Origin of the sequence: Rhodoferax sp. (genome assembly GCF_039922535.1) — a bacterium.
Classification (GTDB): domain Bacteria; phylum Pseudomonadota; class Gammaproteobacteria; order Burkholderiales; family Burkholderiaceae_C; genus Rhodoferax_B.
Genome location: NZ_JBDTEM010000492.1, coordinates 1 through 18,821, shown reverse-complemented (window position 1 = coordinate 18,821; position 18,821 = coordinate 1). Strand labels below are relative to the sequence as shown.

Annotated in this window: 16 protein-coding genes; 15 read left to right on the top strand and 1 reads right to left on the bottom strand. The window is 63.8% G+C overall.

Translation table 11 applies throughout. The features are described from left to right. From lspA to ABI213_RS22960, 14 genes are all read left to right on the top strand, one after another. Nucleotides 1-196 (top strand): signal peptidase II (gene lspA / locus ABI213_RS23025; protein ID WP_348028843.1); only part of this gene is annotated, 196 nt, incomplete at its 5' end. Between the two features lie 387 nt (nt 197-583). After that, nucleotides 584-2,854: a glucosylglycerol-phosphate synthase gene (ggpS, locus tag ABI213_RS23020; RefSeq protein ID WP_348004883.1), complete on the top strand. Its 2,271-nt coding sequence runs from the start codon at nt 584-586 to the stop codon at nt 2,852-2,854. 233 nt (nt 2,855-3,087) lie between these two features. Continuing rightward, nucleotides 3,088-4,089 (top strand): LacI family DNA-binding transcriptional regulator, encoded by a 1,002-nt coding sequence (locus ABI213_RS23015; RefSeq protein ID WP_348004882.1) that lies wholly within the window; start codon nt 3,088-3,090, stop codon nt 4,087-4,089. A gap of 47 nt (nt 4,090-4,136) precedes the next feature. Beyond that, on the top strand, nt 4,137-5,147 hold the full coding sequence (locus ABI213_RS23010; protein WP_348028841.1) for an ABC transporter substrate-binding protein: 1,011 nt from the start codon (nt 4,137-4,139) through the stop codon (nt 5,145-5,147). Nucleotides 5,148-5,168: 21 nt separating this feature from the next. Then, the gene (locus tag ABI213_RS23005) at nt 5,169-5,978 is read left to right on the top strand and encodes an ABC transporter permease subunit (RefSeq protein WP_348028839.1); all 810 of its coding nucleotides are present in this window, start codon (nt 5,169-5,171) and stop codon (nt 5,976-5,978) included. After that, entirely contained in the window at nt 5,979-6,776 is a 798-nt protein-coding gene (locus ABI213_RS23000; RefSeq protein WP_348008148.1) for an ABC transporter permease subunit, read from the top strand. Further along, on the top strand, nt 6,766-7,824 hold the full coding sequence (locus tag ABI213_RS22995) for an ABC transporter ATP-binding protein (protein ID WP_348008147.1): 1,059 nt from the start codon (nt 6,766-6,768) through the stop codon (nt 7,822-7,824). The genes ABI213_RS23000 and ABI213_RS22995 overlap by 11 nt, the downstream gene beginning before the upstream one ends. Continuing rightward, the gene (locus ABI213_RS22990; protein WP_348008146.1) at nt 7,821-8,645 is read left to right on the top strand and encodes a phosphodiesterase; all 825 of its coding nucleotides are present in this window, start codon (nt 7,821-7,823) and stop codon (nt 8,643-8,645) included. Before ABI213_RS22995 ends, ABI213_RS22990 begins: the two co-directional genes overlap by 4 nt. 222 nt (nt 8,646-8,867) lie before the next feature. After that, nucleotides 8,868-9,542, top strand: a complete 675-nt coding sequence (locus ABI213_RS22985) for a response regulator transcription factor (protein WP_348008145.1) — start codon at nt 8,868-8,870, stop codon at nt 9,540-9,542. A 4-nt stretch (nt 9,543-9,546) separates the two neighbouring features. Continuing rightward, nucleotides 9,547-10,920 (top strand): ATP-binding protein, encoded by a 1,374-nt coding sequence (locus ABI213_RS22980; protein ID WP_348008144.1) that lies wholly within the window; start codon nt 9,547-9,549, stop codon nt 10,918-10,920. Nucleotides 10,921-10,930: 10 nt separating this feature from the next. Beyond that, nucleotides 10,931-11,743: a MipA/OmpV family protein gene (locus ABI213_RS22975; protein ID WP_348008143.1), complete on the top strand. Its 813-nt coding sequence runs from the start codon at nt 10,931-10,933 to the stop codon at nt 11,741-11,743. 148 nt (nt 11,744-11,891) lie between these two features. After that, a complete protein-coding gene (locus ABI213_RS22970) occupies nt 11,892-13,298 on the top strand; it encodes an efflux transporter outer membrane subunit (RefSeq protein WP_348008142.1) in 1,407 nt (468 codons plus the stop codon). Further along, nucleotides 13,295-14,425, top strand: a complete 1,131-nt coding sequence (locus tag ABI213_RS22965) for an efflux RND transporter periplasmic adaptor subunit (RefSeq protein WP_348008141.1) — start codon at nt 13,295-13,297, stop codon at nt 14,423-14,425. Before ABI213_RS22970 ends, ABI213_RS22965 begins: the two co-directional genes overlap by 4 nt. Continuing rightward, entirely contained in the window at nt 14,422-17,487 is a 3,066-nt protein-coding gene (locus ABI213_RS22960; protein WP_348028837.1) for an efflux RND transporter permease subunit, read from the top strand. The genes ABI213_RS22965 and ABI213_RS22960 overlap by 4 nt, the downstream gene beginning before the upstream one ends. Nucleotides 17,488-17,526: 39 nt before the next feature. Here ABI213_RS22960 and ABI213_RS22955 read toward each other — a convergent pair whose 3' ends face one another. Continuing rightward, complete coding sequence (locus ABI213_RS22955) at nt 17,527-18,417, bottom strand: LysR family transcriptional regulator (RefSeq protein WP_348008139.1); 891 nt, start codon at nt 18,415-18,417, stop codon at nt 17,527-17,529. Nucleotides 18,418-18,510: 93 nt separating this feature from the next. Here ABI213_RS22955 and ABI213_RS22950 point away from each other — a divergent pair. Further along, nucleotides 18,511-18,821, top strand: a 311-nt coding sequence (locus ABI213_RS22950) for a nitrilase-related carbon-nitrogen hydrolase (RefSeq protein WP_348028835.1), incomplete at its 3' end; no start/stop codon positions are given.

Genomic DNA, 18,821 nt, shown 5'->3' with positions numbered 1-18,821 from the left:
TGCCATGGCATGCATTTTGGGCGGTGCGATTGGCAACGTGGTGGACCGGCTGCTGCACAGCTACGTGGTGGATTTTTTAGACTTCCACTGGCGCGGCATGCACTTCGCCGCGTTCAACCTGGCCGATGCCGCCATCACCATCGGGGCCATCAGCCTGATCCTGGACGAGCTGCTGCGGGTGCGGCGCGGGAAATAAAACGCGCCAATTAGCCCACCACGCTACTTAAATAATAGCTGCTACCGCAGGCTGCATCTGCGTTAGCAGCTATTTTTGTTTAAATTCATTACTGTAAATACTTGCCAATCATCTCAATATAGATGGCCCATTTAAGTGCTACAAATGCCTATTTTTGTAGAAAATGTTAATTTCATATTAAAAAATGTAACTATTTTATAATGGCAGGGTAAGTCCCAATCAAGTGCACTCAAAGCGGCACACTGATGGCTTAAATGACGGCATACAGCGCAGAAGTTGCCCGTTATTCGCCGGAGCCGTTTTTACGTTTTTGCATGCCTCCCAACGTACTGCACAAGGCATTGAACATAGCGCTCCTTTTTTAACACCCATACAAAAGGACAAGCGATGCATTCAGACAATAAATTAATTTTAGCCACTGATATTGACGGAACATTCCTGTTTCCAGAAACGCACAACGAATCTACCGATCTTTACAAGTTCATCAAAGACAATCAAAAACAAATAATACTCATCTATACCACCGGTCGTGGCCATGAAAGTATTATGCCGTTGCTGGATGACCCCTCACTGCCGAAACCAGACTACATTATTGCGGACGTGGGTGCGACGATATTAAAGAAACAAGGGGACTCTTATACCCCGGTCATGCCCATACAAAATGAAATTGCCGAAAAATGGCCTGGGCGGGAAAAAATAGTTAATAGCGTTATGGGCATTAAAGGCCTGCAGCTTCAAGAAGTGCCCCAAGAGCGGCGCTGCTCTTTCTTCTACGAAGATCCCGAGATAGTGAGCGAATTGGAAGAAATTGCCAATGATCTCGGATTGGCCGTATTAACCTCTGCCGGTAAATACCTGGATTTCTTACCCTTGGGTGTTTCCAAGGGCAGCACTTTGATTTCGCTGCTGGCCTCGGAAGGATTGCCCCAAGAAAATGTACTGGTCGCAGGCGACACCTTGAATGACTTATCGCTCATGCGCACGGGCTACCGCGGTGTAGCTGTGCACAACGCAGAGCCAAGATTAAAACAGGCAGTCGAGGCCATCAATAAAACCGCTACGCCACCGAAGATTTATTTGGCGGAAAAAGTAGGTCCTAACGGTATTTTGGAAGCCATGCACCACCATGGGTTCAGCCATGCATTAGGTGGCTTAGGCGAAAGCCAGGAGGCTCTGTACGGCGACGCGGATCTGGTGATTGTTTACCACCGGCAGCCGTTTGATGAGGTGAAAGAAGGCGATGCGTACGTGCGCCAATCGCCCAAAAGCCCGAACGGCATCCTACCGACTCTGCTGGGCTTCTTTGCCGAAGGCAAGAAGGGCGCCTGGGTGGCCTGGTCGCAGCGCGACAGCCGAAACCCCAAGGGTTTTGAAGTTGACGTGCCAGTAGACCCCGAGAAATACCCCCATCTGATGGCTTCTCGCGTGGCGCTCACCCCGCATGACGTCAATATTTTCTATAAGCAATTCTCCAAAGAGGCCTTCTGGCCAATTATTTTCTCGTTCCCAGAAAGAGCCACTTTCATTGAAGAGCATTGGCTGCATTTTTGTGAAATTAATCGCTTGTTTGCAGAACGCACGGCAACCGTAGCCGCTTTTGGTGCCACCATTTGGATTCACGACTACAACCTATGGATGACCCCTGCGTATCTGCGCGATTTACGTCCCGACTTGAAGATTGCTTTTTTCCACCACACGGCATTCCCCGGCGCAGATATCTTCAACATACTGCCATGGAAAGGGCAAATTATTGCCAGCCTATTGAAATGCGATTATGTGGGTTTCCATATTCCTCGCTATGTAGAGAATTTTGTCGATGTTGTGCGCTCCAATGTATCCGCCCAAATTTTGGAAAAAGAACTGTGCGCCCCAACCTACCTGACCTACGGCTGTGCGTTGGGTGTCGAAGAAATGACACGCAAAATACAGACCTCTTATGGCGTGGTGGGCGTGGGTGCCCATCCGGTGGGCATCGATAATTCCAAGATTAAGCGAATTTACGAAGAACCATCTACCCAGAAACTGGTAGACAATCTCTTGCAGGAAGCCAACGGCCGGAAAATTATTTTCTCGGTGGAGCGTCTGGATTATGTCAAGGGCCCTATTGAGAAAATGCTGGCCTACGAAAAGTTTTTGGAAAAACATCCAGAATGGCACGAGAAGGTCATCATGCTGAATATCGTGACGCCTGCCGCTCCCGGCATGGAGATCTACGAAGCTACGCGTGAAAAAGTGGACCAGGTGGTGGGCCGCATCAATGGTCGATTTTCGCGCCTGGGCTGGACACCCGTTCGCTACTTCTACCGCTCCATGCCGTTTGAGGAACTGGTGGCGTTCTACGTCGCGGCCGACATCGCCTGGATCACGCCCTTGCGCGACGGCCTGAACCTGGTCTGCAAGGAATACGTGTCCGCCAAAGCTGCCTCCAACACACTGGGTAGCTTGGTGCTGTCGGAGTTTGCTGGCGCAGCGGTCGAACTGAAGGGCGCAGTACTGACCAATCCCTATGACGAGAACAGCCTGATTCAGGGAATATTGACCGCGTTGAATCTGGAGCCCCAAGAAAGCGCATTTCGTATGGCGACCTTGCAGCAGCGGGTGCAAGAGTACGACGTCAATGCCTGGGGCCAGGACTTCATGAAGTTCCGCGACGCCTGATCCCTTGCCCCGGCCTGGGCACCGGTGCTGGTTGGAGGTTTTTATCGTCAACCCACCCGCGCGCCCTGCGTTCCGTTCGATGCTCTGAGCCTGGCAAGCTGCCAGGCCCTACCCCTGCCTTGGCACAGCCCGCTTCAGCGGGCTTTTTTACGCCAGCATCTGCCCGCTTGTCATCACTTCGTCACGTACAGCCCATCTAATGAAATCGTTTTCACACAGACCCATTTCATTCCATGAGCATCCGAGAAGTAGCGACGCAAGCCGGTGTGTCTATGGCCACCGTGTCGCGGGTATTCAACCTGCCGGACAAGGTGAATGCCGAGACGCGCGCCCGGGTGCTGCACGCCAGCAAGCTGCTGGGCTACCTGCCGAACGCTAGCGCGCGCAGCCTGCGCACCCAGCGCAGCCGGGTGATTGGCGTGGTGCTGCCTACCCTGCTGAACCCGGTGTTTGCCGAATGCCTGGACGGCATTGCCAAGGCCGCCAGCGCTGCGGGCTACGCCATGCTGCCCATCACCACCAACTACCAGCTGGAAGCAGAAGAACGGGCCGTTCAGCAGCTGCTGGCGGGCAATGTAGACGGCATGGTGCTGGTGGTGTCCAACCCGGCCACCTCCACCGCGCTGGCCCGGCTGCGCGCGGCAGAGTTGCCCTATGTGCTGGCCTATAACCGGCACCCGGCCCACCCCTGCGTGTCGGTAAACAACGAACAGGCCGTGCACGAGGTGGTGGCACGGCTGGCCGCGCTGGGGCACCAGCACATCACCCTCATCAGCGGCCAGTTGGCGGCGTCGGATCGCGCGCAGCAGCGGCACCGGGGCTTTACGGCAGGCATGGCCGCGCTGGGGCTGGATGGCACGCAGTGGCTTGAGGTACCGTTTGTCGAAACCGCCATGCAAGACATCCGCGCCCGGCTGCAGGCCAGCCCCCACACCACGGCGCTGGTGTGCTCTAACGACTTGCTGGCGATACGCAGCATCCGCGCCGCGCACCTGGCCGGCCTGCGCGTGCCGCAAGACATCAGCATTACCGGCTTTGACGGCATTGCGCTGGGCGAAGACCTCACGCCCATGCTCAGCACCATCACCCAGCCCAACACCGATATCGGTCGCCGCAGCGTGGAGTTGCTGGTGCATGCCCTGGCAGACGGCCGGTCGGTAGACCCCAGCGCCAGCGTGCTGCTAGCCCATGGTTTTCGCACCGGGGAGTCCTGTGCCCCGGTGCTGCAGTCATAACAAGAAGCTACGTCCCTCCCACCCTTTCTTTCTTCAACGGAGTTTTTATGCGTAAACCTTTCCAAATCCTGGCGCGCGCCGCCCTCTTGGCCATCGGCCTGGCCGGTGCCAGCGCCATGGCGCAAAACGCCATCTGCTACAACTGCCCGCCCGAATGGGCCGACTGGGCCAGCCAAATGAAGGCCATCAAGGCCAAGACCGGCGTGACCGTGCCGCCGGACAACAAGAACTCCGGCCAATCCCTGGCGCAACTGGTGGCCGAGAAAGCCAGCCCGGTGGCCGACGTGACCTACCTGGGCGTGACCTTCGCCATCCAGGCGCAAAAAGAAGGCGTCATCAGCGCCTACAAACCGGCTGGCTGGGCCGATATTCCTGACGGTTTGAAAGACCCGCAAGGCCACTGGTTCACCATCCATTCCGGCACCATGGGCTTCATGGTGAATGTCGATGCGCTCAAGGGCAAGCCCGTGCCGCAGTCGTGGGCCGACCTGCTCAAGCCCGAGTACAAAGGCCTGATCGGCTACCTGGACCCGGCCTCGGCCTTTGTCGGCTATGTGGGTGCGGTGGCGATGAACCAGGCGCGCGGCGGCACGCTGGACAACTTCGGCCCCGGCATCGACTACTTCAAGGCGCTGCAAAAGAACGAACCCATCGTGCCCAAGCAAACCGCCTATGCCCGCGTGCTGTCGGGTGAGATCGCCATCCTGCTGGACTACGACTTCAACGCCTACCGCGCCAAGTACAAAGACAAGGCAAATGTGCAGTTCGTCATCCCCGCTGAAGGCACGCTGGTCGTCCCCTACGTGATGAGCCAGGTGGCCAACGCGCCGCATGCCGACAACGCCCACAAGGTGCTGGACTTTGTGCTGTCCGACGAAGGCCAGGCCATCTGGGCGAATGCCTATTTGCGCCCGGTGCGCGCGAATGCGATGCCTAAAGAAATCCAGGCCCGCTTCCTGCCCGCCAGCGAATACGCCCGCGCCAAAACCGTGGACTACGCCAAGATGGCCGCCGTGCAAAAGGGCTTCTCGGACCGCTACCTGAAAGACGTGCAGTAAGTCTGCACAGAGGCGCTTCGCATGTCTTCCCCATCCCGCCTGCTGGGCGCCTGCGCGGCGCCGGCCGTGGCCTTCTTCGCCGCCTTTTGGCTGCTGCCGGTGGTGCGCCTGTTCGCGCTGCCGGCGGAAAAAGGCTGGGCCACCTACTTCGCCGTGCTGACCGACGGCCGCTACCTGCACAGCCTGCTGAACACGCTGGGCCTGGCGCTGGTGGTGACGCTGGCCACGCTGCTGCTCGGCGGCCTGGTCGGCATCACGCTGGCACGCCAGCGCTTTGCTGGCAAGCCGCTGCTGCTGTCGCTGCTGACCCTGCCGCTGTCCTTCCCCGGCGTGATCATTGGTTTCTTCATCATTTTGCTGGGTGGCCGCCAGGGCCTGGTGGCCGACCTGACCGAGTGGCTGGGCCTGGGCCGCACCACTTTTGCCTATGGGCTGACCGGGCTGTTCCTGGGTTATCTGTACTTCTCGCTGCCGCGCGCCATTGCCAGCTACACGGCTGCGGCCAGCGCTATGGATTTACAGCTGGAAGAAGCCGCGCGCTCCCTGGGCGCGTCCCGCTGGCGGGTTGCCAGAGATGTATGGATTCCTGAGCTGGCGCAGACAACGCTTGCGTGTGGTGCTATCGTTTTTGCAACAGCCATGGGCGCTTTTGGCACGGCCTTCACGCTGGCCAGCAAGTTTGAAGTGCTGCCGATCACGCTGTACAACGAATTCACCAACTACGCCAACTTCGCGCTGGCCGCCAGCCTGTCGATCACGCTGGGCCTGATCACCTGGCTGAGCCTGTTCCTGGCGCGGCATGCAGCCGGGCCAGCGGCCGCAGGAGCTTGAATGAAAAACGCCAAACAACTCCCCACCCTGCTGCTGGTGCTGACCGGGCTGGTCAGCGTCTTCATGGTCGCGCCCATCGCCTTGTCGGTACTTGCCGGGCTGGTCAACAACTACAGCACCGGGCTGGCCAGCGGGCTGACGCTGCGCTGGATCAGCGAGGTGCTGGACACCTATGGCGGCACGGTCGCCGCATCGCTGCTGTTGGCCTTGCTGAGCGTGCTGGGCTGCCTGCTGATGGGTGTGCCCTGCGCTTATGCGCTGGCACGCAGCCGCTCGCGCTGGGCTCGGCTGTTTGAAGAACTGCTGACCCTGCCGGTGGCCGTACCCGGCTTGGCCACCGCGCTGGCGCTGATATTGGCCTACGGCCAGCTGCGCGAGTTTCGCCAGAGCTTTGCCTTCATCCTGGTCGGGCACCTGGTGTTCACCCTGCCCTTCATGGTGCGCACCGTGGGCGCGGCTTTCCGCCGCCACGAGCTGCTGGCGCTGGAGGAAGCCGCCCGCTCGCTGGGTGCCAGTTTTGCCCAGCGCTTCATGGGCGTGCTGGTGCCCGCCGTGCTGCCCGCCATCGTGGCTGGCAGCCTGATGGTGTTCACCCTGTCGGTCGGCGAATTCAACCTGACCTGGATGCTGCACACCCCGCTGACGCGCACCCTGCCGGTGGGCCTGGCCGACAGCTATGCATCGATGCGCATCGAGATCGGCTCGGCCTACACGCTGGTCTTTTTACTGGTCATCCTGCCCGTGCTCTGGGGCCTGCAGTGGCTGGGACATTTAATAGAGAAAAACCATGGAACTTGAACGCACGCGCGTCGATGTGATTGACTGCGCCAAAACCTATGCCGACGGCACACGCGGCCTGCAGCCGACCACACTGGCGATCGAGCCCGGCGAAGTGCTGGCGCTGCTGGGCCCGTCCGGCTGCGGCAAAACTACCTTGCTGCGCCTGATCGCCGGGCTGGAAACGCCAGACGCGGGCAGCCGCATTCTGTTTGGCGGCGAGGACGTGACCGCGCTGCCGATTGAACGGCGCGGCATCGGCATGGTGTTCCAGCACTACGCGCTGTTTCCGCAGATGTCGGTGGCCGCCAATATCGGCTACGGCCTGCGCATACGCGGCACGCCCAAGGCCGAGGAGCGCCGCGTGGTCGGCGAGCTGGTGGACTTGGTACGTCTGCATGGCCTGGAGCACAAGCGCCCGGCCGAGCTGTCCGGCGGCCAGCGCCAGCGCGTGGCCCTGGCCCGCGCCGTGGCGGTGCGCCCGCGCGTGCTGCTGCTGGACGAGCCGCTGACCGCACTCGACGCCAAGCTGAAAGAGTCGCTGCGCGACGAGCTGGCCGAGCTGCTGCGCCGCCTGCACATCACCGCCATCCACGTCACCCACGACCAGCAAGAAGCGCTGGCCATTGCCGACCGCCTGGCCGTGATGCAGGCCGGCCGCATCGTGCAGGTGGGCGATGGCGAGACGCTGTACCGCCGGCCTGGGCACCCGTTTGTGGCGGCATTTCTGGGCCGGGTGAATACTTTGCGCCGCGACACCCCGGCGCTGATGCGCAATCTGCTACCGCTCGGTGGTCTGCTGCTGGAATGCCCACCGGCCCGGGCGGGCCAAAGCACGCTGCTGGTGCGCCCGGAAGACATTGAGATCGGCCCGGTGCAGGCTGGCGCCGGCCAGGCCGTGGTGCAGCGCCGCAGCTTCCTCGGCGACAGGGTGCAGCTCACGCTGGCGCTGGCCGACCAGGCGCTGCTGCAGGCCGAAGTGCTACGCGACCACCCGGCCCAGGTGGGTGACACCGTGGGCATCCGCATCGCCCCCGAGCGCCTGATGTCATGCGAGGAAAACACATGACCACACTGCTGCTGCAACTCTCCGACCTGCACATCCGCGAACCCGGCCGCCTGGCCTATGGTCGGCTGGACACCGCGCCCTTTCTGCAACAGGCGGTAGACACCATCCTGCGCCTGCCCCAGCAGCCGGATGCGGTGGTCATCACCGGCGACCTGACCGACTTTGGCCGTGCCGCCGAATACGCCCATCTGCACGGCCTGCTGGCCCGCCTGAGCATGCCGGTGTATCTGATGCCCGGCAACCACGACGACCGCACGCAGCTGCGCGCCAGCTTCCCCCGCCATGCCTATCTCGGCGACAGCGGCTATATGCAATTCAGCGTGGCGGTTGGAGACTTGCAGCTGGTGGCTCTCGACACGGTCGTGCCCGGCTCCAGCCATGGCAGCCTGTGCGCCGAACGCCTGCAGTGGCTGGCCGATACGCTGGACCAACACCGCAACCGCCCGGTGGTCATCGCCATGCACCACCCGCCGTTCGCCACACTGATCGGCCACATGGACCAGATCGGCCTGCTGCAAGGCGCGGCCGAGCTGGAAGCACTGGTGGCCCAGCACCCGAATGTGGAGCGCATCATTTGCGGCCACCTGCACCGCAGCATCCAGGTGCGTTTTGGCGGCAGCATCGCCATGACCGTGCCCTCGCCCGCGCACCAGGTGTGCCTGGATCTGGCACCCGACGCGGCCTCGGCCTGGACCCTGGAGCCGCCCGGCTTCGCGTTGCATGCACTGAGCGACAGCGGCCAACTGGTCAGCCACCTAGTAACCAGCGGTCGCTTTGCCGGGCCGTATCCCTTCCACGATGGTGGGCAATTGATCGATTAGAGAAGCGGCCACATCTGCTATTTATTCAATAGCTTTTTGTGCAGGCCTTATATGCGCTGGGGCCCTAAAATACTTCCATTTTCAGTCGGGCCATGGTGGCCCGGCCGCCGCCAGAATCTTGGCAGCAGAAAGTTGGCAGTAAGACAGGCTTCCGCACAATGGTGCCCATGCAGCGTCTAAAACACCTCCCTTCTTTTCTGCCCCACCGGGTAGCCTGACACCATGGGCCGCATCGCACTTGTCGAAGACCATGAACGCCTGGCCCAGATGGTGGGTAAGGCGCTGGCCGAGGTAGGCATTCCGGTGGATACCTTTGGCCGTATCGACACTGCCTGGGCGGCGCTGCGCGATGGCGACTACGAGGCAGCGGTCATAGACCGTGGCTTGCCCGACGGCGACGGCATCGACCTGGTACGCCGCCTGCGGCAGGCCCGCCTGTCCACGCCCTGCCTGGTGCTGACCGCCCGCGATGCGCTGCACGACCGCGTGGACGGCCTGGAGTCGGGTGCCGACGACTACCTGACCAAGCCTTTCGCAATGGAGGAACTGGTGGCCCGGGTGCGCGCCCTGACGCGCCGCCCAGCGCAACGGCTGAACGCCATCGACAGCTTTGCCGACATCGCGGTGCGGCCCGACGGCGGCATGCTGGTGTGCGGTCACGAGGTCATCACACTGGCACCGGCCGAGATGCAAATCATGCTGGTGCTGGTCCGTGCCGGTGGCCAAACCGTGCGCCGCACCGCGCTAGAGCTGGCCGCTTGGGGCCTGAGCGAAGCCGTCACGCCCAATGCGCTGGACGTGGCCCTGCACCGGCTGCGCCGCAAGCTGTTGGCGATTGGTTCAGTGGTCCGCATCGGCAATACCCGTGGGCACGGCTATGCGCTGGCCGAGGCATAGCTGGTTGCACAGCCTGCGCGGGCGCTTGCTGGCGGCCTATGCCGTGGGCGTGTTGATCGTGGTCGCGGTGCTCAGCAGCGTCTTCATCTTCCTATTTGCCTGGCAGGACGACTGGACCGCGCGCCACCGCATGCTGCAAGACGTCGCCTCCAAGGTCGCCGACCGTGTGGAGCGGAACGCCGACGGCCTCCCCAGCCGCATTCCGCAGCCCGCGGAGCTGCAATGGTTCTACGACGCGTTTCCGCGTGACATCGAGTTCCGGGTGGTGGACGCACAGGGCCGGACGGCGCTGCGCGTGCACCCAGGCGAGCAGTTGCTGCCGGTCGACTTTCAGCGCACGCCCAAGGTGGGCTCCGTCGATTTACAGGTCAATGGTGCGGCGGTGCAACTGGCCACGGTGCGACTGGAAGACCTGCCAGCCAGCCCGCCCTACTACCTGGAAGCCGTCGCCAGCGAACGCATCATTGCACTGGCCCAACTGACGGCCCGCAACCCGGTGCGCGGCAGCCTGGTACTGGCGCTGCTGGTGTCGATACCGGTGCTGATCGGGCTGATGCTGCTGGCGCTAAAAAGCCTGCTGCGCCCGCTGCGCGACACCTCCGAGGCGGCAGCGCACATCGACACCCGCAACCTGTCGGCCCGCTTGCCCATCGACCGTGTGCCGACGGAGCTGGTGCCGTTGATCCAGGCCTTCAACCAGGCGCTGGAGCGGCTGGAAAAAGGCTTTCAGGTGCAGCAGCAATTTCTGGGGGCCGCCGCCCACGAACTAAAAACCCCGCTGGCCCTGATGCGCGGCCAGATCGAGCTGGAGGGCACGGCCGACCGCGAGACCCTGCTGATGGACATTGACGTGATGGCCCGCCAGGTGCACCAGTTGCTGCACCTGGCCGAAGCCAGCGAGGCCGCCAACTACAAGTTTGAAACGATCAATGCCACCGATGTGGCGGTGGCGGTGCTGGCTTTTCTATCACGCCTGGCCGACCGCAGCATGGTGCAGCTGGACCTGGGCCTGCCCGAGCAAGCCGTGCACTGGCAGGGCGACAAGGGCGCGCTGTTTACGCTGCTGAAAAATCTGCTGGAAAACGCCATCCAGCACTCGGCCCCTGGTGGTGTCGTGACCCTGTCGTTGGACGAATCTGGTCTGAACGTGCGCGACGAAGGCCCCGGCATCGCCGCCGAACACCGGCCCCACCTGTTCGAACGCTTCTGGCGCGGCCCCCACCTGGGCGCGGCCGTGCCGCAAGGCGCGGGCCTGGGCCTGTCGATTTGCCAGGAGATTGCCGTCGCCCACGGCTGGCAGCTACGCCTGGGTGATGTCCCCAAAGGCAGCTTGTTCCAGCTGGAAACCAACCACCCCTTTTCCTCTACCAACCATTGAAAGACAAGCCATGTGCACCCCTTTGTTTCGCGGCTACGCCGGTCTTTTGCTTGCCTCCACCGTCTGGGCCGCCACCGGCAACAGCGCCTTGGCCCAGGACGCGCCCAACCTATCCGATAGCTGGAAGTTCTCGGCCGGTTTAGGGCTCATCAGCCAGCCCAAATACCCTGGCAGCGGCGATAGTAAAACCTCGGTCCTGCCCATCTTGGGTGCCAACTACGGCCGCTACTTCATCGGCGGTGTACCCGGCGCGGGTGTTCCAGCCGGTATCGGCGCGTACCTGGTGCAAGACGCCCACTGGCGCTTGGGCGTGGGCCTGGGTGGCAACCTAGACAAGCCGCGCAAGGAATCGGACTCGCCCCGCCTGGCGGGCCTGGGCGACATTGACGCAACCGCCCTGGGCACCGTGTTTGCCAGCTACAGCGATGCCTGGTGGAAGGTGGGCGGCAATGTGCTGACCGATATCGGCGGCAAAAACCAGGGCACCCGCGTCTCCGTGGACTTCGAAGCCCGCTACAGCCCCATGCCCAAGCTGATGCTCACCGCAGGCCCCGGCCTGACCTGGGCAGACGGCAAGTACACGCAGACCTTCTTTGGGGTGGATGCCGCCCAAAGCGCCCGTTCCGGCCTGGCCCGCTATACGGCCAAGGCAGGCCTGAATACGGTCAGCTTTAACCTGGGGGCGAACTACCAGCTGACCCAGCAATGGGGCCTGGGTGCGCGCTTCACCGCCAGCAGCCTGCGTGGCGATGCCGCCGACAGCCCGGTCACCGAAGAGAAGTCACAAAACAGCTTCGGCGTATTTGCCAACTACCGCTTTTAAACACTATAAAAAAAGTAGCTGCTTGCGCAGACTCCACCTGCGTCAGCAGCCTATTTATTACGCAATATGGCAGATACAAATGCTTATTGTTGGTAACGTATTCTTGGACTTTACATAGCGGTTTTACGCCTAGCCACACCCACCCTCCATGCCGTCACCGCCCTTGCTTCCCCACCGCACCACACTGCCGCTATTGCTCTGCACCCTGCTGTCGGCCTGCGCCGCCGTCGGCCCCAGCTACCAGCCCCCCGCCGCCCCGCAACTTGCCGTGCCCAGCCAGTGGCAAGCGGCACTGCCGCATGCGGGCGACACGGGCCAGCTGCTGGCCTGGTGGCAGCGCTTCAACGACCCCGCACTTACCGCCCTGCTGCAAGCATCCGAGGCCAGCAACCCGTCGCTGCAAAAAGCCACGGCCAACATCGCCTCGGCCCGCGCCAGCGCCACCACGGCACGGGCATCCGGCCAGCCGGTGGTCAGCGGCGCGGCATCGGCCACGCGCAGCAACACCCTAGGCTCGGCACAGACCAGCGTGACCGGCGGGCTGGATGCCAGCTGGGAGATCGACCTGTTTGGCAGCGTGCGCCGCGCGGCCGAATCCGCCGATGCGCTGCTGCAGGCCCGCCAGGCCGACTGGCACGATGCCCGCGTCTCGCTGGCCGCCGAGGTGGCCACCGACTACGTGACCTACCGCGCCTGCCAAATGACGCTGCAAACCGTGCAACAAAACGCGCTGTCCAGCCAGGCCACGGCCAACATCACCCAGCGCTCGCTGCAGGCCGGCATGACGGCCCGCGCCGATGCCGCCCTGGCCGATGCCAGCGCCGCCAGCGCCTCGGCCAGTGCCATCGCCCAGCAGGCCGAGTGCGATGTGACCGTCAAGGCCCTGGTAGCGCTCACCGGCTTGGCCGAACCGGCACTGCGCCAGCAGTTGGCCACACCAACACCCCGGTTGCCCACGCCCAGCGGCTTCCAGGTCAGCAGCTTGCCGGTAGACCTGCTCAGCCAGCGACCCGATCTGGTGTCGGCCGAGCGTGCCCTGGCCGCCGCCAGCGCCCAGATCGGCGTGGCCGAGGCCGACCGCTATCCGCGCCTGTCGCTGGCAGGTTCGCTGTCCAGCAGCCGCACGGCGGGGGTGGACACCACGCCCTGGTCCTTTGGCCCCAGCCTGTCGCTGCCGCTGCTGAATGGCGGGGCCAAACGCGCGGCGGTGGACAGTGCCCGGGCCGCCTACGACCTGGCGCTGGCGACCTACCAGCAGGCGGTGCGCACCGCCGTGCAAGAGGTCGAGCAAAACCTGGTGCAGCAAGACAGCGCCGAGCGCCGTACCGCCGATGTGCGCCGCAGCGCCGACGGCTACCGCCGCTACGCCACCGCGGTAGAAGCCAACTGGCGCGCCGGTGGCGACAGCCTGCTGAACCTGGAGCTGGCCCGGCGCAACGCGATTGCGGCCGAGCAAACCCTGATCACCGTGCAGCGCGACCAGTTGCTGTACGGCATTGCCTTGTACAAAGCTGTGGGTGGCGGCTGGTCGGCATCCCTTGGAGAGACGAAGTGAAATTAGCAAAAATCAGCCTGATCGCAGCCGCCGTGCTGCTGGTGGTGATCGGCGGCGTGTGGGTGGCCAAATCCCGCACCGCCCCAGCCACGCCCGCCGCTACGGTGGCCCCTGCCGCCAGCACCGGCCTGACCGTCAGCGCCGTCACCCCCCAGCAAGCCACCTGGGGCCGCAGCCTGCAACTGTCCGGCGGACTGTTCGCCTGGCAAACCGCCAGCATCGCCAGCGAGGAAGCCGGGCTGCGCCTGGCCGAGGTACTGGTGGACGTGGGCAGCGTGGTCAAGCGCGGCCAGTTGCTGGCGCGCATGAACGACGACAGCCTGCAGGCCGACCTGCGCTCGCAGCAAGCCGCCGTGGCCCAGGCCCGCGCCAAGCTGGCCCAGGCCAAGGCCGAGGCCGACCGCAGCCGGGTGGTGCGCGACAGCGGTGCCCTGTCGGACCAGCAGGTCACCTCGTACCTGATTGCCGAGCAAACTGCCCAGGCCAGCCTGGATGCCGCCGTAGCCACGTTGGACAGCCAGCGCATCAAGCTGGGCCACACGCGTATTTTGGCGGTGGACGACGGCATCATCTCCAGCCGCAGCGCCACGCTGGGCAATGTGGTGGCCTCCGGCACCGAGCTGTTCCAGCTGGTACGCCAGCGCCGCGTCGAGTGGCGCGCCGAGGTCACCGGCCAGCAGATCAGCAGCCTGAAACCCGGCCAAACCGCCAAGATCACCCTGCCCGACGGCAGCCAGGTGGCAGGCCGCCTGCGCCTGGTCGGCCCCACGTTGGACAGCGGCACCCGCAACGGCCTGGCCTACGTGGACCTGCCCGTGGGCAGCGCCGCCAGCGCGGGCATGTACGTGCGCGGCGAAATCGACACCGGCCAGGCCCCGGCCCTCACCGTGCCCAGCAGCGCCGTGGTGCTGCGCGACGGCAACAGCTATGTGTTTGAAAAAGACGGAGCCAGCAAAGTGGCCCAGCGCCAGGTACAGACCGGGCGGCGCGTGGGCGAGCGCGTGGAGATCAGCAGCGGCATCACCGCGCAGGCCCAGCTGGTGCTGAGCGGCGGGGCTTTCCTCAAAGACGGTGACCCGGTGCAGTGGACCGAAGCCAAAGCGCAGGCAAGCAAGGGGACTCCATGAACGTTTCGAGTTGGTCGATACGCAACCCGGTTCCGGCAATCCTGCTGTTCATCATCCTCACCGGGGCCGGGCTGTTTGGCCTGCACAAGCTGGGCATCCAGAATTTTCCCGACCTGGACCTGCCGACCATCGTGGTGTCGGCATCGCTGGAAGGCGCAGCCCCCGCGCAGCTGGAAACCGAGGTGGCCCGCAAGATCGAGGACAAGCTGGCCTCGATTGCCGGGGTCGACCACGTCACCACCACCATCACCGACGGCGCGGCCAGCATCAGCGTCAGCTTCGATATCGACAAAGACAGCGAGGTCGCGCTGAACGAGGTGCGCAACGCCGTGGACAGCGCCCGTGCCGATCTGCCCACCGAAATGGCCGCGCCGGTGGTCTCCAAACTCACCCGCTCCAGCGGCGCGCTGCTGACCTACACCGTGGCCGCCAAGCACCTGAGCGAGTCCGACCTGTCCTGGTTTGTCGACAACGACATCAGCAAGGCCCTGCTCTCAGTGAAGGGCGTGGGCGGCATCACCCGCATCGGCGGGCTGGAACGTGAAATGCACGTCACCCTGGACCCAGCACGCATGGCCGGCCTGGGTGTGACTGCGGGCAGCGTATCCACCCAAATCAAGGCGGTGCAGACCGATGCCTCGGGCGGGCGCGGCACGCTGGGTGGCGGCACCCAGTCGGTGCGCACGCTGGGGCGGCTGGACCAGCCGGACCAGTTAGCGGCGCTGGCGATTCCGGTCACCACCGCCACCGCAACCCAAACCAGCGTGCGGCTGGACCAGATTGCCACGGTATCCGACACCTCTGAGGAGCGCTTTGCCTTTGCCGCGCTGAACGGCAAGCCGGTGGTCGGCTTCCAGGTGACGCGCCAGATCGGCAGCAGCGAGGTTTCGGTGGCAGCGGCAGTGCGCGCCGCGGTCAAAACCTTTACCGCCAACCACCCACAGGTGCAGCTCACCGAGGTGGTCGAAACCGTCACCCCCACGCAAGAGAATTACGACGGCTCCATGCACCTGCTGTACGAGGGCGCGGTGCTGGCCATCATCGTGGTGTGGCTGTTTTTGCGCGACTGGCGGGCCACCTTTGTGTCTGCCGTGGCGCTGCCGCTGTCCATCATCCCGACCTTCATCGTGATGCACCTGCTGGGCTATTCGCTGAACCTGATCACGCTGCTGAGCCTGTCGCTGGTGGTGGGCGTGCTGGTGGACGATGCCATCGTGGAGGTGGAAAACATCGTGCGCCACCTGCGCATGGGCAAAAGCCCCAAGCAGGCAGCGATGGAGGCGGCCGACGAAATCGGCATGGCGGTGATTGCCACCACCTTCACCCTGGTGGCGGTGTTTTTGCCCACGGCCTTCATGAGCGGCATACCGGGCAAGTTCTTCCGCCAGTTTGGCATCACCTGCTCGGTGGCGGTGCTGGCATCGCTGCTGGTGGCCCGGCTGCTGACGCCGATGATGGCAGCCTACATCCTCAAGCCCAGCCCGCCGCACGAGGAAAAAGACGGCCCTATCATGCGCCGCTACCTGGCCATGGTGCACTGGTGCCAAACCCACCGGCTCATTACCGTGGTGCTGGCGGGGCTGTTTTTCATCGGCTCGGTGAGCCTGGTGCCTTTGCTGTCCACCTCGTTCATCAACGCATCGGACAACGCCCAGACCACCATCTCGCTGAAGCTGCCGCCCGGCAGCACGCTGGACCAAACCCGCACCGCCGCCGTGCAGGCCCAGGCACTGATTGCCCAAATGCCCGAGGTGACGCAGGTGTTTACCGTCATCGGCGACACCACCAGCGATGCCAGCAGCAGCACCGTCAACGAGGCCTCGCTGACCGTCAGCCTGACACCACGCACGGCCCGCGCGCGGTCCCAATCGGACATGGAAAACGCCATCCGCCAGGCCCTGCGCGCCCTGCCCGGCACCCGCGTCGGCGTAATGGGCATGGGCAACGGCCAGTCGCTGGACATCACCCTGGCCAGCGACGATGCGGTGGCACTGAACCAGGCCACGGCGGCGGTGGTCAAAGACCTGCGCACCCTCCAAGGCATCGGCAACATCACCGACAGCTCCAGCCTGCAGCGGCCTGAAATCCATGTGCGGCCCGACCCGGTGCGCATGGCCGAACAGGGCGTGACCACCGATGCGCTGGCCAGCGTGGTGCGCATCGCCACCTACGGCGACTACGCCACCAACCTGGCCAAATTCAACCTGCCGCAACGCCAGATCGCCATCCGCGTGCGCTTTGACGACAGCTTGCGCGCCAACCTGGAGGCCATCGGCCAGCTGCGGGTAGACGGCCGCACTGCCGCCGTGCCGCTGGCCGCCGTGGCCGATCTGTCGCTGGGCGGCGGCCCGTCGCAAGTGGCCCGGCTGGACCGCATGCGCAATGTCACGCTGAGCATCGAGCTGGGCAGCCTGAGCACCGGCGATGTCAACAAGATGGTGCAAGCCCTGCCGAGCATCAAAAACCTGCCCAGCGGCGTGCAACAAATCGCCACCGGCGACGCGCAGCGCATGGCCGAGCTGTTCACCAGCTTTGGTGGCGCGATGCTGGTCGGCATCTTGTGCATCTACGCGGTGCTGGTGCTGCTGTTCCACGACTTCATGCAGCCCGCCACGATTTTGGCCGCCCTGCCCTTGTCGATTGGCGGCGCGCTGATGGCGCTGCTGGTGACTGGTAGCGGCTTCTCGATGTCGTCGGTGATCGGCCTGCTGATGCTGATGGGCATCGTCACCAAGAACTCGATCTTGCTGGTCGAATACGCCGTGGTGGCCTACCACCAGCAAGGCATGGGCCGCTACGAGGCGCTGGTCGATGCCTGCCACAAGCGCGCCCAGCCCATCCTGATGACCACCATTGCCATGGTCGCCGGCATGCTGCCGATCGCGCTGGGCATCGGCACCGACCCGAGCTTCCGCGGCCCGATGGCCATCGTGGTGATCGGCGGGCTGATCACGTCCACGGTGCTTAGCCTGCTGGTGATTCCGGTGGTGTTTACGTATGTGGACGACTTGCTGCTGTGGCTGCGCAAGCATCTGAAGCGCAGGCAGCATGTTGCTACTTAAATCGTAGCTGCTAGCGCAGGTGCTGCCTGCGCTGGCGGGCTATTTCTTATAAATTTCGGCCTGTACTACACCCACAAAGCGCGCCACCACCGGGTTGGCACCGGCACTGCCTGCTGCCGCCTGCCAGGCCAACCCGACCTGCCAGCGGGCAGCGCGGCCGTCCAACGGCAGAAAGCGCACGCCCTGGCTTTGCAGGTCGGCGCTGCGCAACGGTAGCAGAGATAGGCCGAGGCCTGCGGCCACGATAGCCAGCACGGTTTGCACATCGTCGGCCTGCTGGGTGCAGCGGGGCGCCCAGGCGTGTGCCGCGCCCCACTGGTCGATTTGCGCCGCCAGGCCCGGCCCGCGCGCCCGGGCCAACAGCACGAAGCCGGTCTGGTTCAGGGCCTCCAGGTCTTCGGGCAAGGCAGTCCAAAGGCTGTGCGCGGGGACGGCCAGCGCCAGTTGCTCGTCCAGCAGCGGCAGGCTGGCCAGGCCCGCCGGTACCGGTAGGCGCACAAAACCAGCATCCAGCTGGCCGGCTTGTAATTGGCGGGTTTGCTCTGCGGACGGCATGTCGTTCAGGCTCACCTCCACCTGCGGATATTCGGCGCAAAACTGCGCGATGCACGCGGGTGCCAGCGCCAGGGTCGAGAGGCCAAACCCCACACGCAAGCTGCCACGCTCCCCGCGGATGAACTGCTGGGCCCGCAGCAGCATGTCTTCGGCCTGCTGCACCAATTGGCGGGCATCCACCAAAAACCGGCTGCCCAGCGGTGTCAGCAGCGCGCCGTAGCGCCCCCGCTCCAGCAAGCGCCCGCCCAGCGCGGCCTCCAGCGCGGCAATCTGCTTGCTCAGGGCGGGCTGGGTCACACACAACTGGTCGGCGGCGCGCCCGAAATGCCCGGCATCGGCCACACAGACAAACGCGCGCAGGAGTTTGATTTCCATTCCAAATGGTTATTCAAAGTGGTACATATTTTCATTTTACAAATGGATGGGCGCGAGGCCCAATGGCGGCATTGACCCCCTTGGAGAATCCCCATGCCCCTCGCTCCGCTGCGTGCCGCGACCGTCCAGTTTCAGCACCGCGCCAATGACAAGGCCTATAACCTGGCCCAGATTGACCAGTTTGCCCAGCAGGCCAGCGCCCAACAAGTGCAGCTGCTGGTATTTCCCGAGATGTGCATCAGCGGCTACTGGCATGTGCGCAAGCTGGATGTGGCCGCGCTGGAAGCCTTGGCCGAGCCGGTCGATGGCCCCTCGATCATCCATATCGCACAGCTGGCCCGGCACACCGGCATGGCGTTAGGCGCGGGCTGGCTGGAGCGCGGCGAGGATGGCCGCCTGTTCAA